At 43.3% G+C, this 23,565-nt stretch carries 28 protein-coding genes; 16 read left to right on the top strand and 12 right to left on the bottom strand.

Annotated elements, in window-relative coordinates; translation table 11 throughout:
* Window positions 1-12: 12 nt before the first annotated feature.
* From DM09_RS04860 to DM09_RS04850, 3 genes are read right to left on the bottom strand one after another with little or no spacing between them, the layout of a single operon-like run.
* A complete protein-coding gene (locus tag DM09_RS04860; RefSeq protein ID WP_051938165.1) occupies window positions 13-747 on the bottom strand; it encodes a DUF1573 domain-containing protein in 735 nt (244 codons plus the stop codon).
* A complete protein-coding gene (locus DM09_RS04855) occupies window positions 732-986 on the bottom strand; it encodes a succinate dehydrogenase assembly factor 2 (RefSeq protein ID WP_038248109.1) in 255 nt (84 codons plus the stop codon). The genes DM09_RS04860 and DM09_RS04855 overlap by 16 nt, the downstream gene beginning before the upstream one ends.
* Window positions 976-2,571 (bottom strand): adenylate/guanylate cyclase domain-containing protein, encoded by a 1,596-nt coding sequence (locus tag DM09_RS04850; protein ID WP_269764227.1) that lies wholly within the window; start codon window positions 2,569-2,571, stop codon window positions 976-978. Before DM09_RS04850 ends, DM09_RS04855 begins: the two co-directional genes overlap by 11 nt.
* A 138-nt stretch (window positions 2,572-2,709) precedes the next feature.
* Here DM09_RS04850 and DM09_RS04845 point away from each other — a divergent pair, with 138 nt between their 5' ends.
* Together DM09_RS04845 and DM09_RS04840 are read left to right on the top strand one after the other, a co-directional pair.
* Window positions 2,710-3,162 carry a DUF1841 family protein gene (locus DM09_RS04845; protein WP_038248106.1) on the top strand — a complete coding sequence of 151 codons (453 nt, stop codon included), beginning with the start codon at window positions 2,710-2,712 and terminating at the stop codon, window positions 3,160-3,162.
* Window positions 3,162-3,497 (top strand): hypothetical protein, encoded by a 336-nt coding sequence (locus tag DM09_RS04840; protein ID WP_038248104.1) that lies wholly within the window; start codon window positions 3,162-3,164, stop codon window positions 3,495-3,497. Before DM09_RS04845 ends, DM09_RS04840 begins: the two co-directional genes overlap by 1 nt.
* 2 nt (window positions 3,498-3,499) lie before the next feature.
* On the opposite strand, the gene DM09_RS11550 is transcribed toward DM09_RS04840, so the two are convergent.
* Window positions 3,500-3,649 carry a hypothetical protein gene (locus tag DM09_RS11550; protein WP_157753602.1) on the bottom strand — a complete coding sequence of 50 codons (150 nt, stop codon included), beginning with the start codon at window positions 3,647-3,649 and terminating at the stop codon, window positions 3,500-3,502.
* Between the two features lie 77 nt (window positions 3,650-3,726).
* Here DM09_RS11550 and DM09_RS04835 point away from each other — a divergent pair, with 77 nt between their 5' ends.
* The gene (locus DM09_RS04835; RefSeq protein WP_157753601.1) at window positions 3,727-6,387 is read left to right on the top strand and encodes a PD-(D/E)XK nuclease family protein; all 2,661 of its coding nucleotides are present in this window, start codon (window positions 3,727-3,729) and stop codon (window positions 6,385-6,387) included.
* Window positions 6,388-6,462: 75 nt separating this feature from the next.
* Here DM09_RS04835 and DM09_RS04830 read toward each other — a convergent pair whose 3' ends face one another.
* The 8 genes from DM09_RS04830 to sixA all read right to left on the bottom strand — a co-directional run bounded on the left by DM09_RS04830 (window position 6,463) and on the right by sixA (window position 13,968).
* Window positions 6,463-7,758, bottom strand: coding sequence for an adenylosuccinate synthase (locus tag DM09_RS04830; protein ID WP_038248097.1), 1,296 nt, complete (start codon window positions 7,756-7,758; stop codon window positions 6,463-6,465).
* A 61-nt stretch (window positions 7,759-7,819) separates the two neighbouring features.
* Window positions 7,820-8,791, bottom strand: coding sequence for an ATP phosphoribosyltransferase regulatory subunit (locus tag DM09_RS04825; protein ID WP_038248095.1), 972 nt, complete (start codon window positions 8,789-8,791; stop codon window positions 7,820-7,822).
* On the bottom strand, window positions 8,788-10,389 hold the full coding sequence (gene serA / locus DM09_RS04820; RefSeq protein ID WP_038248093.1) for a phosphoglycerate dehydrogenase: 1,602 nt from the start codon (window positions 10,387-10,389) through the stop codon (window positions 8,788-8,790). Before serA ends, DM09_RS04825 begins: the two co-directional genes overlap by 4 nt.
* Before the next feature lie 143 nt (window positions 10,390-10,532).
* Window positions 10,533-11,618 (bottom strand): 3-phosphoserine/phosphohydroxythreonine transaminase, encoded by a 1,086-nt coding sequence (serC, locus tag DM09_RS04815; RefSeq protein WP_038248091.1) that lies wholly within the window; start codon window positions 11,616-11,618, stop codon window positions 10,533-10,535.
* 90 nt (window positions 11,619-11,708) lie between these two features.
* Complete coding sequence (locus tag DM09_RS04810; RefSeq protein ID WP_038248089.1) at window positions 11,709-12,143, bottom strand: hypothetical protein; 435 nt, start codon at window positions 12,141-12,143, stop codon at window positions 11,709-11,711.
* Window positions 12,144-12,402: 259 nt separating this feature from the next.
* Entirely contained in the window at window positions 12,403-12,693 is a 291-nt protein-coding gene (locus tag DM09_RS04805; RefSeq protein WP_038248087.1) for a DUF3467 domain-containing protein, read from the bottom strand.
* Window positions 12,690-13,493, bottom strand: a complete 804-nt coding sequence (gene mazG / locus DM09_RS04800) for a nucleoside triphosphate pyrophosphohydrolase (protein WP_038248084.1) — start codon at window positions 13,491-13,493, stop codon at window positions 12,690-12,692. The genes DM09_RS04805 and mazG overlap by 4 nt, the downstream gene beginning before the upstream one ends.
* Window positions 13,483-13,968 carry a phosphohistidine phosphatase SixA gene (sixA, locus tag DM09_RS04795; protein ID WP_038248479.1) on the bottom strand — a complete coding sequence of 162 codons (486 nt, stop codon included), beginning with the start codon at window positions 13,966-13,968 and terminating at the stop codon, window positions 13,483-13,485. Before sixA ends, mazG begins: the two co-directional genes overlap by 11 nt.
* 55 nt (window positions 13,969-14,023) lie before the next feature.
* Between sixA and map the strand changes: the two genes are divergently transcribed.
* From map to DM09_RS04730, 13 genes are all read left to right on the top strand, one after another.
* Window positions 14,024-14,782: a type I methionyl aminopeptidase gene (map, locus tag DM09_RS04790; RefSeq protein ID WP_038248081.1), complete on the top strand. Its 759-nt coding sequence runs from the start codon at window positions 14,024-14,026 to the stop codon at window positions 14,780-14,782.
* A 6-nt stretch (window positions 14,783-14,788) separates the two neighbouring features.
* Window positions 14,789-16,084: a tetratricopeptide repeat protein gene (locus DM09_RS04785; RefSeq protein WP_038248079.1), complete on the top strand. Its 1,296-nt coding sequence runs from the start codon at window positions 14,789-14,791 to the stop codon at window positions 16,082-16,084.
* Between the two features lie 6 nt (window positions 16,085-16,090).
* Window positions 16,091-17,188: a 4-phosphoerythronate dehydrogenase gene (locus DM09_RS04780; protein ID WP_051938161.1), complete on the top strand. Its 1,098-nt coding sequence runs from the start codon at window positions 16,091-16,093 to the stop codon at window positions 17,186-17,188.
* On the top strand, window positions 17,185-17,610 hold the full coding sequence (gene tsaE, locus DM09_RS04775) for a tRNA (adenosine(37)-N6)-threonylcarbamoyltransferase complex ATPase subunit type 1 TsaE (RefSeq protein ID WP_081881101.1): 426 nt from the start codon (window positions 17,185-17,187) through the stop codon (window positions 17,608-17,610). Before DM09_RS04780 ends, tsaE begins: the two co-directional genes overlap by 4 nt.
* Window positions 17,607-17,945 (top strand): arsenate reductase, encoded by a 339-nt coding sequence (locus DM09_RS04770; RefSeq protein ID WP_038248077.1) that lies wholly within the window; start codon window positions 17,607-17,609, stop codon window positions 17,943-17,945. Before tsaE ends, DM09_RS04770 begins: the two co-directional genes overlap by 4 nt.
* On the top strand, window positions 17,942-18,574 hold the full coding sequence (locus DM09_RS04765; RefSeq protein ID WP_038248075.1) for an alpha/beta hydrolase: 633 nt from the start codon (window positions 17,942-17,944) through the stop codon (window positions 18,572-18,574). Before DM09_RS04770 ends, DM09_RS04765 begins: the two co-directional genes overlap by 4 nt.
* Window positions 18,571-19,155: a transglutaminase-like domain-containing protein gene (locus DM09_RS04760; RefSeq protein WP_038248073.1), complete on the top strand. Its 585-nt coding sequence runs from the start codon at window positions 18,571-18,573 to the stop codon at window positions 19,153-19,155. Before DM09_RS04765 ends, DM09_RS04760 begins: the two co-directional genes overlap by 4 nt.
* A 53-nt stretch (window positions 19,156-19,208) precedes the next feature.
* Window positions 19,209-19,589 carry a succinate dehydrogenase, cytochrome b556 subunit gene (gene sdhC / locus DM09_RS04755; RefSeq protein ID WP_232507751.1) on the top strand — a complete coding sequence of 127 codons (381 nt, stop codon included), beginning with the start codon at window positions 19,209-19,211 and terminating at the stop codon, window positions 19,587-19,589.
* On the top strand, window positions 19,586-19,972 hold the full coding sequence (gene sdhD, locus DM09_RS04750) for a succinate dehydrogenase, hydrophobic membrane anchor protein (RefSeq protein ID WP_051938160.1): 387 nt from the start codon (window positions 19,586-19,588) through the stop codon (window positions 19,970-19,972). The genes sdhC and sdhD overlap by 4 nt, the downstream gene beginning before the upstream one ends.
* A gap of 2 nt (window positions 19,973-19,974) precedes the next feature.
* A complete protein-coding gene (gene sdhA, locus DM09_RS04745; protein ID WP_051938159.1) occupies window positions 19,975-21,762 on the top strand; it encodes a succinate dehydrogenase flavoprotein subunit in 1,788 nt (595 codons plus the stop codon).
* 76 nt (window positions 21,763-21,838) lie between these two features.
* The gene (locus DM09_RS04740) at window positions 21,839-22,546 is read left to right on the top strand and encodes a succinate dehydrogenase iron-sulfur subunit (protein ID WP_038248071.1); all 708 of its coding nucleotides are present in this window, start codon (window positions 21,839-21,841) and stop codon (window positions 22,544-22,546) included.
* Window positions 22,547-22,549: 3 nt separating this feature from the next.
* The gene (locus DM09_RS04735) at window positions 22,550-22,831 is read left to right on the top strand and encodes an HP0495 family protein (protein WP_081881099.1); all 282 of its coding nucleotides are present in this window, start codon (window positions 22,550-22,552) and stop codon (window positions 22,829-22,831) included.
* A 124-nt stretch (window positions 22,832-22,955) separates the two neighbouring features.
* Window positions 22,956-23,561, top strand: a complete 606-nt coding sequence (locus DM09_RS04730; RefSeq protein ID WP_038248068.1) for a DsbA family protein — start codon at window positions 22,956-22,958, stop codon at window positions 23,559-23,561.
* Window positions 23,562-23,565 lie beyond the last annotated feature (4 nt).

Below are 23,565 nucleotides of genomic sequence, written 5' to 3'. Positions count from 1 at the left end.
ATCAACCTATTTTTATTTTTGTACGGACTCAGGCAAAGACACTAACCATTTGCTAAGTTCTGTGATTTGCTCTGGCGTTAAGGGGCCACCATTTTTTTGTGCAAATCCTGGCATTTGCGGTCTACCCACACCATCACTAATGATAGTTTTTAAAGCTGACAACGAAGCATAACCTCTTAGTTTTGGTGCATATTCACCCTCAGCATCAACACCATGACACATCGCACAGCCAACAGCATATAGTTTTGCAGCGGATTGTTGTTTCACCAAAGGTTCGAAATGACACGATGCACACTTCCCATCAAAAATACCTTTAATTTTCCGGTTTAAACTTAAGTGTGGGTTTTCAACCACGTTAAACGCTAACAAAGCTGTTGCTTCATTTCCCAACGAGTCTTTCACTGTAATTGACTTTTTAATATTCGACTGTTTTGCAGTCGTGTCCACGGTTACCCGCAACTGTGTAAAATCATTGGGCATAATCACAAAACTATCAGGTTCTGCTGCTGTACAACCACATGATGTCTGTATATCCACCAGCTCAACAGGCTCTGAATGATTATTGCGAACAAGAAATGTCACAACAGCAGTCTCCCCCTCTTTAATATCACCAAGCTGATATACTTCAGGCTGGATATGCAACAAGGGTAAAGGCTTATCAGTTTGCGCTTGAAACGACTCTTTTTGCTCAACACAGGCAAGCAAAATACTAGCAACAACACATAAAACAGTTAAGACTTTAACCATGGTTTTAAGACCTCTGGTATAGCTAAAGCCCCTGTTTGCATGGCTAACAAGTCGGGAACCTCATACATTAATATTTCTTTTATCGCCACAAGCACTTCAGCGTTTTCTGTATGTATAGCAAGAAACAACGGTGCTAACCAAGCATCCAATTCTAACATGCCCTGCCTTCGCAAGCGATATTGCAATTGGCGCATAAGCCGTTCTTTTTCTTCTTTACTTAGTTCTTGTTTATTCTTCATCCAAAGTATCTGTTTGGCTCCTACCATGCATTGCTTTGACCATATACGCTTGTACTTGTCCATCAATACCTTTGATACTGGCTGGAGCCAATTTGTCACATTCCACCTTACACTGCACACCCACCATGGTAGCTTTACTGGCCACAACTTCACCCGCCCTAGCCATACCCGTTAATCGTGAAGCTATATTTACTGCATTACCAATGCATGTATATTGCATAGTTAGACTTGAACCAATCGAACCGACAACCACTTCCCCACTATTGATACCAATGCCAACAGGGATTTCCGCCTGTCTTTTCAAGGCACGTTCTTTGTTCCATGAACGCAACATGGTCTGAATTTCCAAGGCGCAAGCAACCGCAGAGTCTTCTTGTCTTTTCATAGGTATGGGGGCACCAAATAAAATCATGACCTCATCACCAATAAACTTATCGATGGTACCGCCATATTTAAAGACAATATTCACCACACGTTCAAAATATTGGTTTAACATATTCACCACAATAGCAGGTGAAACCTTTTGACTCATAGGCGTAAAACCACGAATATCCGCAAACATAATCGTCACCTGACGAAGCTCTCCCGCTTTACCAATTTTCAGTCGCCCTGAAACCAGCTGTTTCACAATACTTGGTGATAACAAACGTTCAAACTGAGCTTGCGTTTTGGCCTCTCTTTCAATTTTTTGTGACAAACCAGCATTGGCCACTGCCATCGCAACATATGCCACAATACCGCCCAAAAGCTGCAAGTCTTTTTTAACAAATGCACCTTGACCTTTGCGCAAATCAAGCTGTACCGCTCCAATCACTTTGTCATTATGAATAATCGGCGAACACATCACCGATTGAATCCCCATTAAAACCAAGGATGAAGACTGTGCCAACTCACCAGCATGCGAGTCATCTGATAACAATACAGCAGACTTGGTTGACTTCACCTCATTAAGCACAGTTTGTGAGACCGATACCTTCCCCCTATTGTTACCCAGTGTTTTAACAGCTCTTGGCTCAAACTCACCTTGAGGGTTAAGCAACAAAACCACACAACGGTCTGCCATAAACATACTTACCAATTGTTCTGTGATTGTATTCAATAACTTACGAATATCTCGTTCTATCCCAATGCTTTGCAGTAATTCCTGCCCCATACGCAGCTTTTCATAGTCCACGCGTAATATTGAGGCATCATGGACTTCATTCTCAGGCAAAAAACGCCCCACTTCAGCAATATCAACACGCTCTGCATATTGCGTTTGTTGTGGATCAAACTGTTCAAACTTAACCAAGCTACTCACATCATCAAATTCAGATTCTTTAAATGTGACAAGCACTGTACCAACACGTATTTCATCACCATTTTTAAATTCGTGTTCATGGATACGCAACTCATGAAAGTAGGAACCGTTAGAGCTACCTAAGTCTTCATAAATGAAGGTTCCATCCACTTCGCGAATGATTGCGTGATATTTGGACACGACATTGCAAGTAAGGCGAATTGTATTGCTTGGGTGCCTACCAATCGTTACGGATCCCTGTAAAGGAATTTCGCACTCATTTCCATTTTCTTGAACAACTAACATTGCCATATGCCATAGCATAGACGTTCAAAAGCTTCTTGCACAATAAATTTTCACGAAACATGAGATGACAAACATGTTTTTGCAGTTTACGCTTCAACACACAGCTAAAACAATAACATATAAAAGGAAAGTAATGATATGACAGAGGCAAACAATCAACCCAGCAGGGAACAGTTGAGAGCACATCGTCAAATATTTTGGGATGCTTGGCAAAAGGCACAGGCAGACTTACCGCTTAATGCATTGGAAGTTCGTATTGCTAGGGTGATTGCAATGCATCCAGAATACCATCATTTTTTCAATGATATGGACACTTTCCTAGAAAGAGATTTTCAAGTCGATGATGGCATGAATCCTTACCTTCATTTATCCCTTCATCTGGCAATTGAAGAACAACTGGCAACCAAACATCCGCCAGAAGCAGCAAAACTCATGGAGCATTATATGCTGAATTTAAAAAAAGAACGTCATGAAACATTACATGTTATTTTAGAAGTGTTGGCGGAAACGGTTTATCAATCGCAACGTACAGGACAAGAACCAGACCCTGAAACTTATGCAGGGCAACTTCGCGTGTTGATGCAAAGCTAATGCGTTATTTATTCCTAACATTACTCGGTTTTTTTGGCCCTGCTTTATTGATGCTTTTATTACGCCTTACATGGTTTTATATGCGTGCAAAATGGCTGAAAAAGCTTTCAAAAAAACAACACGAACCTGAGATTATTGATGTTACGCCTATTCATAAAAAACGCATCAGTAAACCTTTTATTTTCCTTTGGCTACTGATTAGCATTCTTTGCACAGCCTTTTTAGTTTGGCAAATTGATGACACCCCAGCGCCAGAACAAACCTATATACCAGCTCACATTGACGCTGAGGGAAACTTTGTGCCAGCACAAGTCTTCAAAGAAAAGACCAAATGAAGTTAGGCTTTAAATATTTGGGTTTTTTCTTGGTCAGAATTATCTTTTTCTTGCACAATGCTCGTACCACATTTGGGGCACTCATAAACCTCAGCTTCTTCAGCTTCAAACTTTTCCTTACAACGTGGGCAACTGACTTTAACTTCGCTCATTTTCTCTCCTTATCTTTGGGGAAATACCTGTCTCAACCCGTTCTCACCTTTAAGCAACCATGATTGAAGACCAAAACATGACAAATTGCAAGCCTATATCTGTGACATACAATGCATTTTCACAAATTCCTGCTTCCAAGCTTTACGCAACATTAAACAATCAAAGTATTCTTATCACATCCAACCAGCGATTGGCAAGGTTTCGTCTACAGGCTTTTGAAAAACAACAGCTAAAGCTTGGCAAAACAGCATGGGAAACACCACAAGTTTTACCATGGTCAACTTGGCTGCGCCAACAATGGACTGATGCCAATATTGGTTTATGGCTCAACAAACAGCAAGAAACGTTATTATGGCAAACATGCATAACCCAAGACCCACAAGTGCATGTACTCAACCCCAAGGCATTAAGCAAACAGGCTATGGATGCCAGACAAATATTGGCAGACTTCCACATTGACCCCAGCTGTTTACAATATGCAGGGGAAGAGCACCTTGCTTTATGGCGCTGGCAGCAAAACATTCAAGAAAAAACTGAGCACTACCTTGCTTTCCAAATCCTCGAGGCACTGCAACAAACTCAGGTGACAGGCTCACAAACCCATATTGTATTGGATGGTTTTGATAGCTTTAGCCCAGCCCAAGTCCGCTACCTTGAACATTTACAACAACAAGGTTGCAGCATTAATACCGTCACCAATGACCAACCCAAAGCAGTCATTTCATTGTTTAAATATCAAGATGAAGAGGTTGAAATCAGACAAGTTTGTCAACAAATCAGGAAATACAACGTGCAACACCCTAAACATACCATTGCCGTACTTATACCCAATTTAGAGCGCATTGCCCCCACCATTCGCCAAATATTTTCTGAAGAACTTGCGCCTAGCTTAAGTTTAGAAAGCAATGCCGATGAACAAGGCGCATACTTCAATATATCTTTGGGTTCACCACTTGCCAATCAGCCGCTTATTCAAACGGCATTGCATTTCCTGCGCTTAACCCAACAATACAGCCTAGACTTTCAAGGTATAAGTCAGTTCTTACTTAACCCATATGTTCAAGGTTATAATGAAGAAGCCAACCAACGTACAGCTTTTGATGCCTTCTTACGGCAGCAAAACCAATATAACCTAAACACTGAGCAACTACTTAACTTGTGCCAAGAAAGTGATGTTGACCTCAGTCATTTGATCCACACCCTTGAATGCATCTTACAACAGCAACAAACATTAAAAAACGCGCCTCACAAACAACTATTATCCCAATGGCTTAGCCTAAGCGAGCCATTCTTGGATAGTATCTTCTGGAATAGCCAAAGCTTTACGCTGCCCTATGAAATAGCACAGCATGAGAACTGGAAAACATTGATAAGCTCCTTACCCGCCTTGGATGACTTTTGTGGTTTCATCACTTGGTCTGAAGCATTATCACATATACAAGAACATGCATTTGAACATGTTTTTCGCCCCGCACCAGGGCTTGCAAACATTCAAATCATGGGGTTACTTGAAGCCGCCAATTTGTCCTTTGACCATGCATTTGTGCTTGGTATGGATGATGCAACATGGCCACCTGCTGCCAAGCCTCACCCACTCATTCCTTTTGATATACAAACGCAATACCAAACACCCCATGCCAATAGCGAACGCGAATGGTTGTATGCGCAAAGCGTGTGGCAACATATTCAGCATATTGCACCCACATTATCGGTAAGTTATGCAAGCCTCAAAGGTGGGCAAGAGGTACAAGCCTCGCCATTTGTTAAACATATTACAGAGCAAGCGGGTTCAAACCATGATTCCAGTCGTTATGCATTAGACCTGCAACAGCATCAGGCATCTACATCCAACATTGCTGATACAATGTTAGCGATAACAACAGATGAAAACATAAAAGGTGGAACGGGCATCATTAAAGCGCAATCGGCATGTCCTTTTCAAGCTTTTGCCCGCTATCGATTGCGTTTGCGCGGCTTAGAAACACCCACGCTGGGTTTAACCGCTGCAGAGCAAGGCACTTTATTACATGCTGCCCTAGAATACTTTTGGAAACATGCCAAAAACTCAACCACCTTACTTCAATATATCAACCAAGATTCTTTAGACCAACACATCCAAGCTGCTGCAGCCCATGCTTGGTCAGCCATCAAAAGGCTTGTACCACAAGATATAAAAACCTTGGAAACCAAGCGTTTACAGCAGCTTATGCAGCAGTGGTTACACTTTGAAAGCACACGCGAACCATTCACAGTCACAGGTTTTGAATTTGAACAGACTGTAACATTGGGTACATCTTCACCCTTGGTATTACATACCAAAATCGATAGAAGTGACAAAACCGCCAGTGGTCATCATATCATTATCGACTATAAAACAGGCTTGGTTTCAGCAAACAAAGCTTTGGGTGATCGCCCCGATGAACCCCAATTACCCATTTATTATATGGCATCTCAAGCAAGCAACAGCCAAGTCGATGTTTTAACTTTTGCGCAAGTGCGTAATGGCGAAGTGAAATTTGAGGGTTTTAGTCAAGACGCTGACATATTACCCAAACTTAAAGCCTACAAACCACGTAACGACCAACCTGAAGACTGGCAAGCCTTAACCGAACACTGGAAAGACACTTTAAACAATCTAGCCGATGAGTTTATGGCTGGTGAAGCCCAAGTAAGCCCAAAAAATGCGCAGGCTTGCACCTATTGTGAGTTTGATGGTTTATGCAGAATAAATGAATAGTTAAATACGCTATACAACACACAAATTCTTTTATTAACACCATTCCTACACTAGCAGGAATGGTCAATTGTTATATTATAAATGACAAATATGGTCGCGGTCGGGGCCTGTTGAAAGCATCGTGATTGGGCATTCACAAACTTCTTCAATGCGTTTTAGCAAGGCTTTTGCCGCATCAGGGAGTTGTGTGATGTCTTTCAAACCAAATGTACTGTCTGACCAACCTGCTAAGGTTTCATACACGGGTATGCATTCTTCCAAAGCTTTGGCGCATGCTGGAATGGATTGCAGGCGTTCACCATTGCGTTCATAACCCACACATAATTTCACTTCTTCAAGTCCGTCTAATACATCCAGTTTGGTAATCGCTAAACCTGTTACACCATTGATGCGCACTGCATGTTGTACCACAACAGCATCAAACCAACCTGTTCTACGCGGACGACCTGTGGTTGCACCAAACTCTTGGCCTTTTTCTGCCATGTGTTTACCTGCATTTTTGTCATCGCACATGCCATCGGCATTGTATAATTCTGTTGGAAATGGACCTGCACCCACGCGTGTGGTGTATGCTTTACAAATACCAAGCACTTCATGCACTTCTTTTGGCCCCACGCCAAGCCCAGCAAGGGCTGCACCTGAAACGGTATTGGATGAAGTTACAAATGGATAAGTTCCATGGTCAACGTCTAACATTGAACCTTGCGCACCTTCATAAAGAATGTTTTTACCTGCTTTGATGTTCTCATGCAAAATCAAAGGCACATCGGCAGCCAGTGGCAACAAACGCTCACGCGCTAGGTCTAATGCTTCAACTACATCTTCTTTTTTAACGGCTTCCGCACCCAAAAATTCAACCAACATAAAGTTAACGTACTTCAGGTTTTCATCAATGCGCGCATCCAAGTCATCGGATATTAAATCCACAAGGCGAATACCACGACGCGCTGTTTTATCTTCATAACATGGACCAATGCCGCGCCCTGTTGTACCAATTTTACCTTTGCCTTTGGCGGCTTCTCTGGCTGCATCCAAGGCTCGGTGATAAGGAAGAATAAGCTGGCAACGGTCTGAAATGCGAAGCCTTTCATTCACAGGAATACCGGCTTTAAGCAACATATCCAACTCTTCAACCAAGCGGAATGGGTCAACCACTGTACCATTACCAATCAGGCTCAGGATATTTTCATGCAAAATACCCGATGGGATATGATTTAAAACGGTCTTTTGGTCGCCAATCACCAGTGTATGTCCTGCATTTGGTCCACCCTGAAAACGGGCTACCACATCCATTTTTGGCGCAAGCAAGTCAACAATCTTACCCTTGCCTTCATCACCCCATTGAATCCCAATCGCTACTGTGTTTGTCATGTCTTATCCCTATCTATTCTTTCAAACTATTACTAAAACGTGTACTAAATATATGATACTATCAATCAGTGTATGATGTGTTGTCCAGCCAAGCCCAAAGGTCAAAGCTAAAACCAGTGGCTGGCATATCTCTGCCGTGGGCTGCCATCATTTGGTCATACCTACCACCATGCAACAAAGCATGGGATGAATTATTGGCAAACCCTGTAAACACCATGCCACTATGGTATAAGAAACGCGGTGTTACTGCGGCATCAATCACCACACTTACTTCACCTGAGAGTTTATCATTCACTGTATCCACCAAGTTTAATAACTCATCAGCTGCAACCGTAAATGTTTCATTCATTTGCGCCTTTTGTGCGCGTAACCAATCGGCATCGCCCTGCCCTGCTGCCAAAGCCATCAAAGCATCTTTCACCACATCAGCCAATGGCTCTGTCTCTAAATAATTCGCCATATCTTCAGGAGAATGACGCGCAAGCAATTCAACCCAAGTTTCCAAGGATGTATCACTTTCTTCAACCAAGGCTTGAATCAATCCCATGTGCCCTACTTGCAAAATCGCACCATCAAAACCAGCGGCTGCCATGGATAATGCTGCCAAATGCATCACTTCCACATCGCCTTCTACACCTGCAAGACCCAAACATTCTACACCTGTTTGCCACTGCTGGCGTGAACCCGTGCGCACATCGGGGCGTGCCAACATCACAGGCCCTGTATAATGAAGTTTAAGCACAGGTTCGTGGCTTAAGCGGGTTGCTACAATGCGTGCAATCTGCGGTGTCATATCAGGGCGAATCGCCAATAAACCAGCGTCCGCAGGGTCAGAAAAGACTACGGTTTGGTCGGCAAGGAAACGACCTGCACCTGAACTTAAGGCTTCTGGGCGTTCAACCAAGGGTGGAATCACCTCAGAAAAACCTGCTGCTGTATAAATTTCAAACAAACGAAATTGCAGCCGACGAAGTGCCATCGCACGCCCACCAAATGCATCCTCAAGACCAAGGATAGGTTTTAATACACTCACAATGCCTCCAAGGCAACATAACGCACTGTGGTTATGTTTTCTAAACGCTCTAATTTTTCAATCACTTCGGGTGCAGGTTCAGAATCAATGGATACCAATGCCAATGCCCCGTCCATATCTTCACGGCGACCCAGACGGAAGTCGCCAATATTAATGTTTGCCGCAGCCAATGTAGCGCCAATATCTGCAATCACACCAGGTTTGTCTTTGTTTTCGATAAACAACAATCTGCCTTGCGGTGTCATCTCTAACTCACATTTATCAATGCTCACCAAACGTGGATTGGTGCCATCAAACACCGTGCCTGATACACAACGGTAACCCTCATCGCCATACACTTCCAAGCGCATTAAGCTGGAAAAGTGGTCGGATGTTTCGCTCGCCACCTCTTCAAGTTCAATGCCACGCTCTTTGACCAACATTTGCACATTCACCGCATTCACTTCATCCATACTATGCGACATCAAACCTTGTAAAATCGTGTTCAAAATGGGTGGGCGATTCAGTTTACTCACTTTACCTTCAAAACGAATCACAATTTTATCATAACCTGGGCGCATCACCTGCCCCATAAACTGACCCAATGAAGCCGCAAGCCCCATAAATGGTGCCAAAGCCTTGGCTTCTTCTTCGGACAACGATGGTACATTCACCGCATGAGTAATACTGCCTGTAAGCAAATAGTCCGACATTTGTTCAGCCACTTGCACAGCTACATTCTCCTGCGCCTCATCACTACATGCCCCGATATGAGGCGTAAATGTAACATTATCCAATTCAAACAAACGATTTTCTTTGGCAGGTTCATTTTCATACACATCCAAAGCCGCAGCACGCAAATACTTGGATTTACAAACTTTATACAAAGCCTTCTCATCCACAATGCCGCCACGCGCACAGTTGACCAAAATCGAACCCTTTTTCATCTTTTTCAAAATATCCGCATTAATCAAATGGCGTGTTGCATCAATCAACGGCACATGAATGGTTAACACATCAACCAAAGATGCAAGCTCTGCCACCGTTGCTACTTTGGTCACACCCATCGCTGCTGCTCTATCATCAGAAATAAAAGGGTCATAAACATAAACGGACATGTGCAAACCTTTGAGGCGGTCGCATACAATCGCGCCAATGTTTCCTGCACCAATCACACCCGCTTTTTTGCCCGTAAGCTCCATGCCCATAAACTTAGACTTTTCCCATTGTCCAGCCCGTGTTGAGGCTGTCGCTTGCGGGATTTGACGCGCCGCAGCTACAATATGTGCTACTGCCAATTCTGCAGTCGTAATCGTATTACCAAAGGGCGTGTTCATCACCACCACACCACGACGTGAGCAAGTTTGCACATCAATATTATCCACACCAATGCCCGCCCGACCAATAACTTTTACATTGTTTGCCGCAGCCAGTAAGTCACCTTTAAGTGTGGTTGAAGAGCGCACGGCAATACCATCATAGTTGCCTGCAATTTTGATTTGTTCACCCACCGACAGCCCAGGTTTATAATCCACTTCAATGCCATGAGATTGAAAAACCGAAATGGCACGTTCGCTCATTTTATCGGCAATCCAAACTTTGGGGCAAGATGGTTTCATCAATGATACTCCGTTAGCCATAGGTGTGGTGTATGCAACCTCATCAGTTTGAGAAAATCAGCAACGGATTGCGGCGAAAGCCTATAAGCTTAGGCTCATAGGTCAAACGAAATAAACACGACTTAGATGAAAGTGCAAAGCACTTATACTGCTTGATGCTTTGCAAACGATTGCATATATGCCACCAGCGCATCCACACCCTCTTCTGGCATGGCATTATAAATACTAGCGCGCATACCGCCCACAGAGCGATGTCCTTTGAGGGTGATTAACCCTTGCTCGGCTGCACCTTCTAAAAATACCGCATCCAAATCTGCATTCGCCAATGTAAACGGTACATTCATCCAAGAGCGATGTTGTTTGGCAACGGGGTTGGCATAAAAACCACTATCATCAATGGCTGCATAAAGTTTGGCTGCCTTACGTCCATTGATTTCACCCATAGCTTTAAGACCACCTTGCGCTTGAATCCATTCAAACACCAAACCCGCCATGTACCAACTATACGTTGGTGGCGTATTATACATCGAACCATTATCAGCATGGATTTTGTAGTTCATCATAGCTGGTGTTTGGGCTGAAGCTTTGCCCAACAAATCTTCGCGGATAATCACAATGCACAAGCCTGCCGGGCCAATATTTTTTTGTGCACCTGCATAAATCATAGCAAACTTAGACACATCAATTGGACGAGAAAGGATGGTGGATGACATATCTGCAACCAATGGCACGTCGCCTGTCTCAGGAATATAATCAAATTCAACACCACCAATGGTCTCATTGGGTGTATAGTGCACATAAGCAGCATCAGGATTTAATACAAGTTCATCTTGGCTAGGCACAGTTGTAAACCCACCTTCCGATGTATCAGCAGCAACATTCACATCACAGTATCGCTTAGCCTCTGCAATCGCTTTTTTCGACCACATGCCTGTATTAATATAGTCCGCACTGGTTTTATCACCCAATAAATTAAGCGGAATCATCGCAAACTGCGAAGACGCACCACCTTGTAAAAAAAGCATCTTATAATGATCAGGAATAAGCATAATCTCGCGTAAATCTTGCTCGGCTTTGCCTGCAATGGACATATACTCCTTACCACGGTGGCTCATTTCCATTACCGACATGCCAGAGCCATGCCAGTCCAACATTTCCTGTTGCGCACGTTTGATAACCGCAGTGGGTAACATCGCAGGGCCTGCGCTGAAATTAAACATTCTTGTCATGGTATTGCGTCCTTTTATGTCAGTTTAAAGCGGGAAGATAGCTAGAGTTTAAGGGTTTCTCAATGTGTAAATATATATACGCTTAAAACCTTAAGGTGTTACCACAAGTTTATAATCAGGTGTTGGGTTTAACGGGCAAGAATACACATACTCACCCGCTTTAAGTTTGATCTGATAATCTTTGTACCCACCTGTTTGGATTCCGCCACCAGAGGTCGAAGGCAGCGTTAACCTAGCCAAACCTACCCCTCTCAACCAAAAACCCAATACATAAGGCACATCATCATTAAACACGCGAATTTTATAAACACCTTCTTTTAGCCTTAACACATTGGCTTTCTGCACCCGTTGTTTACCCGTTTTTGCATTCAATGTTTTGCAGGCAGCATAAGTATTGGCTTGATAAGCTTTATCCCCACCTTCAGCTTCAACAAACTGACATGCAGTTTGATGCAAAGTAATGGCTTCAACAGCAAAAAGCACACTAGGATTTAACAACAACACAATAAATAATAAATGTTTCATCTGAACTCCTTTGGTGTTCAGTCGCGCTTCAAGTGCTACTCTTACAAAACATGGTACTTGCACAATTATTTATCATTACAGTAAATAGAAGCGCACTTCATTCATCACAGAGAACACGAAGGACACAGAGCAAAGATAGCTTGGTCATAAAAAGTTCCATTGTTCTTTAAAAGCAGAAAAACAAATAAATCATATTGCTAAAACACTTTTCCTCTGTGTTCTTCGTGTTCTCTGTGATGAAAAAATAATACAGCCCTTACTAATGCGCAGTCGTTCCTGCTGGCATATTCACTGCCACGGTTTTGATTTCACCAAACTGGGCTTCATATTTGGCTACATTCTCCATCAATGCATTGGCAATACGCTTGGCATGCCCTGGTGAGACAATCACACGGCTATTGACTACACCTGCAGGTGGTGTGCCTAAGATGAAATCCAAGATAAATTCTTCTTGGGTATGTGCCACCAACATTTGATTGGCATATTTACCACTTTGTACTTCTTGTGGCATGGTTATTTGTATCTCTTGGGTTTTGTTTTCTTCACTCATTTTAGTTCATCCTTGGCTTGTTGATAAATATCTTCTAGCGCATCTATATTTAAATCTTTGAGTTTTATGTTTTGATTTTCGGCAATGGCTTCCATGCCCCTAAAGCGTTTATCAAACTTGCGGTTCGTGCGCATCAAAGCTTGCTCAGGGTCAACGCCCAATTTTCGAGCGTAGTTAACCAGTGAGAACAACACATCACCAAACTCGTCTTCAATCTTGCGCTTGGCTTCTTCACTGCCATCAGATGCATTGATTTCATGCTCAAGCTCGGCGACTTCTTCTTTAATTTTATCAGTCACGCCATCTAAGTCAGGCCAATCAAAACCAACTCTTGCAGCACGTTGCTGTTGTTTAGCGGCATAACTCAAGGCAGGAAGCGGCGGAACACCATCCATCAAGCTTTTACGTTCTGTGTTTTTCGCATCTTTAAGCTGCTCCCACTGCTCGTTGATGTCATCAGGGTTGGCATCAGCAAATACGTGAGGGTGGCGATAAATCATCTTCTCAATCAAAGTGTCAAACACATCCGCCAAATCAAACTTCTCTTGTTCTTTGGCAATCACAGCATAAAAAGCAATTTGAATCAGAACATCGCCAAGCTCACCTTTTAAGTCATCCCATTCATCGGTTTCAATGGCTTTTTCCACGGCTTCCAACACTTCATGCGTCTCTTCCAAGGTGTATTTGCGTAGGGATTGCAGGGTTTGTTTTTTATCCCAATCGCATTCCACGCGCAGAATATTCATCAGGCTATCCAACCTATCAAAAGGGTTGTTTAAATTACGAACTCTATGCGGCATTATCACCTTCTCTATAATACATATTCGGGTTGATATGAAAAATGCATTGCCAAGCATCATCTGTTTTTTCTAAGCAAACAACACCCGCATTTTGAAAGCGGATAGGTTGTTTATCCATATACTTACAAAGCAACAATGAAGCAAGCCTTGGCAGGTGCGGCAAATGCCCAACGATTAACACATCATCAGACATCGCGTTTAACTTCGCTGCCCATACTTGTGCATCGGCATTGGGCGATAAGTCATCGGCTTGCATGGTTTCACCCTTCAAATGCCAAGCTTCGGCAAACATTTCAGCCGTTTGTTTGGCTCTTAACTTACCACTATGAAACACAAATTTTGGTTGCGGCTGCACAAACAAACTCAAAAAGCCTGCAGTGCGTACAACATCTTCACACCCCTGCGTAGATACACCACGTTTGGGGTCTTGCGCTTCATCCAAAGCCAAAGCGTGTTGAACAAGATAGATTCGCATGTAAGCTTCTCCCCACTTCATCATCAATCAAGCCTTACGATACAGGGGAACAACCATGGTTCAATTAAAAACTGCAGCAGAAATCGAAGCCATGCGCCCAGCATGTCAAGTTGCTGCCAATACTTTGGTGATGATAGAGCCCTATATCAAACCCGGTATTACCACCGATGAAATCAACCAACTTGTCCACGATTACACACTAAAACAAGGTGGTATCCCTGCCCCGCTCAACTATCGCGGTTTTCCCAAGTCGGTATGTACATCAGTCAATCATGTGGTTTGCCACGGCATTCCTGATAAGAAAAAGCTGAAAGATGGCGATATTATCAATGTGGATGTCACCACCATTATTGATGGTTGGCATGGCGATACCAGCAAAACATTTTATGTAGGCAAACCCAAAGTTCGCGCCCAAAAATTGACTGAAGTTGCCCGTGAAGCCTTACAAATCGGCATTGATGTGGTCAAACCAGGTGCAACATTGGGTGATATAGGCTATGCTATTCAAAGCTTTGTTGAAAAGAACAGATTTAGTGTGGTTAGGGAGTATTGTGGGCATGGCATTGGTCGTGTTTTCCATGAAGATCCACAAGTGGTTCACTTTGGCAAACAGGGTGAAGGCATGGTGATTAAGGAAGGCATGGTCTTTACCATTGAACCCATGGTAAACGTAGGCAAACACCCCGTAAAAGTGCTCAACGATGGGTGGACTGTGGTTACCCGTGACCGAGGTTTATCCGCACAATTTGAACACACCATTGCTGTTCGTAAAGACGGTGCTGAAATTTTAACATTACCAACAACCAAGGGGTAAAATAACATGAAAAATGTATGGATGTTCATCACAGTTTTAACTTTAACTTTATCACCCATATGGGCACAAGCGGGTTCCAATATAAAAAGGCCTTCTTTATCTGAAAAAGAAGTATCCATTTTACATTTAAACCTTATCCGCAACCACTTTGAAGCCTCAGCACACAAACGTTCGTTCTTTTCATCCAGCTCTGAGTTAAATGATACCTTATTACAAGATATTGATTTATTTCTTAACCAATACAACCACTTACCCATTGCTGCTGATGCTTTATTTCTCAAAGGTCGCATCCTATTAAACCAAGATGAAGAAGAAAAAGCAGCCGTTACATGGTTACAAGTTTTGTATGAATACCCTCAATCAGAAACCGCTATCAGTGCCAAACAGCGCCTGCTTATTTTAATCGAAAAAGATTGGGATGACTATACGAAGGAAATCACAGCTATCATCAACCATAAAATCAAAGGTGAAAAAACCTCTCGTTTGTTAAGTCTTATCAAGCAGCTTTATAAAATTGATGACAAAAATCTAGATAATGCTTTGGCTGATTTACAAATCCAATTCCTTTCACGTTTCCCCAACTATCCTTATGTTGATGAAGTACAAATTTTATACGCACATAATATTGCAACAACATCAGCCAAAAGTGGTGTATTTGCTTTTGAAAAACTGCTCACCTTATACCCCAACAGCGCATACCGCGCTGAAGCTTTGTTAGCCACGGCAGATCTGCAACAAAAAGAATTGAAACAATATGATGAGGCAGTGACTAATTACAAAAAGCTTATTCGTGAATATCCACGTCATACATTGGTGAAACGCGCATACAAAAACCTTGCTTTGATTCAAATGAAACATCAAAAAGATTATGCAGGTGCAGTGCAAAGCTTAAATAAAATTGTCCAACTTTTCCCCAAAGATGAAATGTCACTTTGGGCACTGCAAACAGCAGCAGACCTACAAGAGGGAAAACTTAAAGACCCCTTTTCTGCGGTACAAAGCCTAAGAAAACTGGCGAAAATGTTTCCTAATTATGAAAAAGAAGCTGTAAAAGCTTTAAAAGATGCCGCAAAAATTGCGCGCAAAAAATTAAAAGACAATAATTTATACACACAAATTTTACAACAAGTGGTCAAAGACTTCAGTAAAAGCGAAGCCGCACCGCGTGCATTGTATGACTTGGCAGACTTCACTGAAAAGAAAATGAACAACCGTAAAGATGCACAAAATTATTATTTACAATTAATACGCCAGTACCCAACTCATAAACTTGCTGAAAAAGCACGTAAACGCCTTTACTAAACAGGCATGACCACGCCATTAACCATTATCGCAGATAGTAATATCTGGGGCGTGAATGATGCCTTTCAAACATTGGAAGGCTTGAACATCTCGCTGCGCACATTACCATTGCAACAAATCGATGCTTCGCAATTAAACACAGCGGATGTATTGCTTACGCGCTCTGGCATTCAAATTGATGAAGCTTTATTGCACAATTCTCCTGTTCGTTTTGTGGGCACAGCAACCATTGGTGATGACCATGTGGACAAGCTTTATCTACAATCCCAAGCCATCACCTTTACCTCAGCAGCAGGCAGCTCCACCCAATCGGTAGTAGAATACATGCTGACTGTATTTTTCACTTTAGAAAACATGGGTAAACTATCGTTTTCAAAAGATAAACTTGGCATTATTGGCGTGGGTCGCATTGGTTCATTATTAAACCAAGCATGTGGCAAGCTGGGCTTAGAAACCTTGTTAAATGACCCGCCTAGAGGTTTAAATACAAGCCTTGATGATGCGTTGGAAACAGCCGATATTTTAACCCTGCACACCCCACTCACCCATGATGGTGAACATGCCACCCATCACTTGCTTGATGCAGATAAACTAAGCCAATTTAAGGGCAAAGGCATTATCAATGCAGGGCGCGGTGCGTGTATTGATAATCAAGCATTGCTGGATTGGCTGAATCAAGATGTTGAACGTTTTGCAGTGCTCGACTGTTGGGAGAATGAGCCTAATATCTATTTGGACTTGCTTAACCATGCCCAAGTATTGATTGCCACCCCACATATCGCAGGGCATTCGTTAGACGGAAAAGCAGCCAACACTTATTTTATTTACAAAGACTTATGCGACTTTCTTCAAATATCACCCACTTGGAGTATGCAAGCAGCATTACCTGATATTGCGGTTGGCGCACTTTCAGCAAACATGAGCAAGTCCGAGCTGGCACTTGCCATGTACCCCATCGATGCGGACACGCAAGCCATGAAACAAGCAGGCAAATCGGACAACTTTAAGGCATGGTTTTCCAGTTATCGCAAAAACTACCCTGTACGCCGCGCATGGGATAAAGTATTGGCAATTCACAATTTAGATAAGGAACTTTTCTTTTGACACAACATATTCAAAATGAAGCAGCCATGGTTGCCTTGGCAAAGCAGTTGGCAGCAGATGTGCAAGCTGGCGATTGTTTTGCATTGCATGGCAATTTGGGGGCAGGCAAAAGCTTTTTGGCACGAGCCATGATGCGCGCCTTGGGTGTGACAGATGAAGCATTGCCCAGCCCTACTTTTGCCATTATACAGGAATATGATGCGGCTAACGGCTTAAAAATCGCACATATGGATTGGTATCGTTTGGAAGATGCTTTTGATGTGGCAAACCTTGGTGTGGATGAGTTTTTTAGTCCGCCGTGGCTCACCTTGATTGAGTGGAGTGAACGCGCCCCTGAGCTACTGCCGAGACACACCAAACACATTCATATTTCATTAGATGAACAAGATATAAACGCTAGGTTTGTGAGGATAGAAACATGATAAAAATGTATGGTATACCCAATTGCAACACCATCAAAAAAGCCAAGGATGCACTTGCAGCCAAAGGTTTAGACTTTGAATTTCACAACTACAAAAAAGATGGCATTGATGCAGGCACACTTGAATCATGGTGCAGCCAAGTGGGTTGGAAAACCCTATTAAATCAGCGTGGCACAACATGGCGAAAATTAAGCCCTGATGACAAAGAAGTCATCAACCAAGATAAAGCCATTCAATTGATGTGCGTGTATCCATCCATGATTAAACGTCCTGTGTTGGTGGTTGGTGATAAAATCATTGTTGGTTTTGATGAAGCGGTGTACGCTGAACTATGACTGAACACCGCCCCGAAAAACTTTTGCTGCAAGGTCCTGTGGGGCAAATTGAAGCTTTATATCATCAAGGTGAAACGGGTAAACCCGCGATTGTGGTTTGCCATCCTCACCCCGTCTATGGCGGCACGATGCGCAATAAAGTGGTATATTGGATGGGTAGAGCGTTTGAGGATATGGGTTATTCTGTGTTGCGCTTTAACTTTCGTGGCGTGGAAAAAAGCGAAGGGCAATGGGATGAAGGCGTGGGTGAAGTCAATGATGTGACCGCCATGATTGATTGGCTGGAACAAAAGACCCCTAAAAGCCCGCTTTATTTAGCAGGTTTTTCCTTCGGCACTTATGCAGGGCTAAAAGCCGCAAGGAAGGACACTAGAATTAAAAAAATGCTCGCCGTTGCTCCTGCGGTAAACCTTTGGTCATTTGACTTTATGTTGGGCGAAACACGCCCTGTCACCATCATCCAAGGCACAACTGATGAAATTGTGCCGTTTGCACAATCCAAAACCTTTGCCCAAAAGCTCAAGGCATCGGGCACCCCCTTGCAATGGTATGAAGTGCAAGGTGCAGGACATTTCTTCCCACAGCATTTAGAAAAGCTGCAAGAGCTTTGTAAAAGTATTGAGTCATGAAAGCATATTTAGAAGCAAGTGAATATATTGATTGGCAAACACCTAATATATTAAATAAAGCAAAAGAACTTGCCCAAGATTTATCTAACCATCAAGATATAACCAAAACCTGCTTTGAATTTGTACGTAATAATATAAAACATAGTTGGGACGACCAATTAAACCCTGTCACCTGTAAAGCCTCAGATATTTTACAGCATGAAACAGGCTACTGCTTTGCCAAAAGCCTCTTACTGGCAGCCCTGCTTCGCGCAAATCATATTCCTACAGCACTTTGTTACCAAAGATTAACCATTGAAGTAGGAAAACCGCCATTCTCTTTACATGGTTTTAATGCTGTGTTTTTACCTGATTTTGATTGGTATCGTATTGATGCGCGCGGAAACAAAAAAGATGTTGATACGCAGTTTATACCACATCAAGAACAATTGGCTTTTGATACAGTTTATTCTGGTGAAATCGACTTCTCTCAACGCTTTGCAAAACCGCTAGATATTGTTGTTCAATCACTCACCAAAAATAAAAGTTTTGAAGAATTCGCCAATAATTTACCCGACCTAAAAGGTTTAACACAATCTTGACTGTAAAACCCTCTTGTGATTTTTTCGACCAAGGCGTATAATGTGTCTTCTCTATGGAAATGAATAAACAACAGCCCCCTCTGAGCCCTCGCCTGAGCATTTATCGCTGGCGATTAACGATGATTGCCAGCTTGGCACATCGCGCAAGTGGTTTATTCCTTGTGTTGGTAATTCCTGCCGCTTTTTGGCTACTGCTTACCATGGCACACAATAACATTGCTTATATAGTTGGGGTAAGTTGGCTGCAAAGCAGCACTGGCACTTTTCTTTTATGGCTAACATGTGTTGCCCTATTTTATCATTTTTTTAATGGCATTCGCTTTTTATTATTGGATATTGGTAAAACCAATTCCAGACAAGCCATGCGACTGTCTGCCAAGTTGGTGGTATGGAGTACAGTCCTTGTAGCCATTGTTTTGGCGGTGAAAATATGAACAAAGATTTGGGTGCAGCGCAAACTGGCTTCCATGATTGGTATTGGCAGCGCATCAGTGCGGTAGTATTGCTTTTATCTATCCCCGCATTAATGCTTTTATTACTGCTCACTTACAATGGAAACATTGCTTTCTCGCAACTCTATACTTGGCTAACTCTCCCTATCAGCAAAAGCATAAGCACCCTATTTTTATTTGCGTTGCTTACCCATATCTGGACAGGTCTCAAAGTTATCATCGAAGATTATATACATACCACAGGTCAACGCATCGTAGTGCTGAATATTTTATTCATCAGCCTGCTTGGCTTTGCTGCGTATATGACCTATCACATCTGGGCTGAGCTGGTGTACACCTTCGGCTGCATACCCTGTGGAGCGTAATTATGGCATATTTATCCACGGATAAAGTTGAACATCATCATCATGATGTAGTGATTATTGGTGCAGGTGGCGCGGGTATGCGTTGCGCATTGCAACTGGCTGAAGCGGGATACCGTGTGGCAGTGGTGTCTAAGGTGTTGCCCACCCGCTCGCATACCGTAGCAGCCCAAGGTGGCATGAATGCAGCTTTGGGTAATATTGTATCCGACCATTGGCATTGGCATATGTATGACACGGTCAAAGGCTCAGATTATCTGGGCGACCAAGACGCGATTGAATATATGTGCCGCGCAGCCCCGCAACTGGTGAAAGAGCTCGAGCATCAAGGTGTGCCCTTTTCTCGTAATGATGATGGTAAAATTTATCAACGTGCATTTGGCGGTCAATCTCGAGAGTTTGGCGAGGGAGGGCAAGCCAAGCGCACTTGTGCCGCAGCAGACCGCACAGGTCATGCGATTTTACATACCATGTATCAACAAAATATCCGCGTTGGCACCCATTTTTATGAGGAGTTTTTTGCTTTGAATCTGATTATGGAAGATGGGGCATGTCATGGTGTGATGGCTTGGGATATAAGCAAAGGTGAATACCATTTGTTTCAAGCCAAGGCTGTGATTCTAGCCACGGGTGGTGCAGGAAGAATATTTAAAACCACCACCAATGCCCATATCTGTACAGGTGATGGCGGTGCATTATGCCTTGATGCAGGTTTACCGATTGAAGACATGGAATTTTTCCAATTCCACCCTACAGGCATTGCCCATGTAGGGCCATTGATTTCTGAAGCAGTTCGCGGTGAAGGCGGTTATTTACTCAACAGCGAAGGCGAACGCTTTATGGAGCGTTATGCACCTACAGCCAAAGATTTAGCAAGTCGTGATGTGGTCAGCCGCGCCATTGCCTTGGAAATCCGTGAGGGTCGAGGCTGTGGTCCCAACAAAGATTTCGTTTTACTTAAATTAGACCATTTGGGTGAAGAAAGTATTCTAAAAAAACTCCCCAATATACATGAGTTAGCACTAAGATTTGCAGGTGTAGATTGCACCAAAGAACCTATTCCCGTACAACCGACAGCCCACTATACCATGGGTGGTATACCCACTAACCGCCATACCGAAGTGGTCACCCAAAATGGTGATGAAGAAAATAAGGTCGCAGGTTTATTTGCCATTGGTGAAGCCGCATGCACATCAGTACATGGCGCAAACCGTTTGGGCGGCAATTCATTGCTCGAAATTGTGGTGTTTGGCAGAGCATGTGGTTTACGTGTTATGAAATGGCTTAAAGAACATCGTTACCATAAAACCATCAGCCCTGATGCTTGGCAAACAGGTGTAGAGCGCGTGGAACGATGGCTTAACAGCGATAAAGCTGAAAGTAATATCGCCGAAATTCGAGCAGAAATGCAAGACATGATGCAGACCCATTTCAGTGTTTATCGCACCGAAGAAGTAATGCAAGAAGGTGTTGCATCCATTGAAGCTTTAAGCAAACGCATGGTCGATACACATATTCAAGATAAAAACCGTGTCTTTAACACTGAATTGGTTGAAGCACTAGAGCTGGAAAACTTGATGAGCCTTGCCCGCGCCACAGCTGCCAGTGCCGCTGCACGCAAAGAATCACGTGGTGCACATGCCCGTGATGATTATCCAGATCGCGATGATAAAATATGGATGAAACACTCTCTGGCAACCGTTCAAGGTGATACTGTAGAAGTTAATTATAAACCTGTGCGAACAGTTCCAATGACAGTGGAAAGTTTCCCACCCAAGAAGCGGGTTTACTAATGCACATCGTCATCTTTTTGAAACACTACTACTCCTTCTCCCTTCGAGGGGCGAAGGCTAGGATGGGGGGTGTTCAATGAAAACAATCCAATTAAACATCTACCGCTACAACCCCGAAGTCGATAACAAGCCTTATATGCAAAGCTTTGAAGTGCCTGTGGAAAAACAAGGCATGAAGCTTTTGGATGCGCTCAACTATATCAAATGGAACCTCGATGGTTCGCTCACCTATCGCCGCTCATGCGGTGAAGGCGTGTGTGGTTCGGATGGTTTGAACATCAATGGTGTGAACGGCTTGGGTTGTATCACCCCTATTGAAGGTTTGAAACAACCCATTCAAGTGCGCCCATTGCCAAGTATGGATGTGATACGTGATTTGGTGGTCGATACCACGCACTTCTTCGACCAATACAAACAAGTCAAACCTTGGTTACAATCCAATACCCCAAGACCAGAGCATGAACGCCTGCAAAGCCCCGAGGAGCGCGCAGAGCTTGATGGAAGCTACGAATGTATACTTTGCGGTTGTTGCACCACGTCCTGCCCTTCTTGGTGGTGGAGTGGTGATAGGTTCTTAGGCCCTGCTGCATTATTACAAGCCAACCGCTGGCTCAAAGATTCACGTGATGATGCCGCTGGCGAACGCTTGGATGATTTAGAAGATTCATTTAAACTGTATCGCTGCCATCAAATCATGAATTGCATGGAAGCATGCCCTAAAGAATTGAATCCCACCAAAGCGATTAACGACATCAAACGCAGTTTGGCAAAAAGAAAAGTATAAATCATGAGTGTAGAACAAGAACCCAATGCAGAATTATGCATGGAATTTCCATGCCATTTTCCACTCAAAGTAATGGGTACAAACAATGACTCTTTTGAAAATGACATCGTGATCATTGTGCGCAAACATGTACCCAAGCTTGGTGAAGCTGCGGTACAGTCCAAACCCAGCAAAACAGGTAAATATCTTGCACTGACCATTACTTTCACTGCCGATAGCCGTGAGCAGCTTGATAAACTTTACAGCGAACTCAATGCTCACCCCGATGTAAAGATGACGCTTTGATGAACTTCAAACGTTCGTCACTCCCGCGAAGGCGGGAGCGAAGCAACGACCGTAAGAGAAATTCATCCATTTATACTGATGCCTTGGTGGATACCCGCCTACGCGGGTATGACGGCATAGAATAATGGCAACCTTATACTACATCCACGACCCCATGTGTTCATGGTGTTGGGCATTTCGCCCCGTATTCACCGAGCTTTTAAACAAGCTGCCTGATGATATAGATGTAAAATACCTTGTCGGCGGTCTTGCCCCTGATTCAAGCGAACCCATGGACAAAGCCACGCAAGCCATGATTCAAAAGCATTGGCGCACCATTCAAATCAAAGTACCCAACTCCCAGTTCAACTTCGGTTTCTGGACAAACAACACACCTCGCCGCTCCACATACCCTGCTTGCCGCGCAGTGCTTGCTGCCAAAGCCATCAACCCCAATAAAGAGGATACCATGATATTCGCCATTCAGCAGGCGTATTATCTGAATGCCTTAAACCCATCGGATGATGATGTGTTAATCGAATGCGCTGCATCCATTGGTTTGGACACAGCTGTCTTCGCACAAACACTGAACAGCCCCGCCACCCAACAGGCGTTACAAGAGAACATCCAAAAGAGCCAAAGCTTGGGTGTGTATAGTTTCCCAAGCCTTGTGTTAGAAGAAAATGGTCGATTCAAACCCATTACCATTGATTATAACCATGTTGATAATATCCTATCTCAGTTTCAATGATGAT

The sequence above is a fragment of the Ghiorsea bivora genome, from assembly GCF_000744415.1.
In the GTDB taxonomy this organism is placed as follows: Bacteria; Pseudomonadota; Zetaproteobacteria; order Mariprofundales; family Mariprofundaceae; genus Ghiorsea; species Ghiorsea bivora.
Note: the sequence above shows the minus strand (reverse complement) of the source record. Positions and strands in the feature narration are given on the sequence as shown.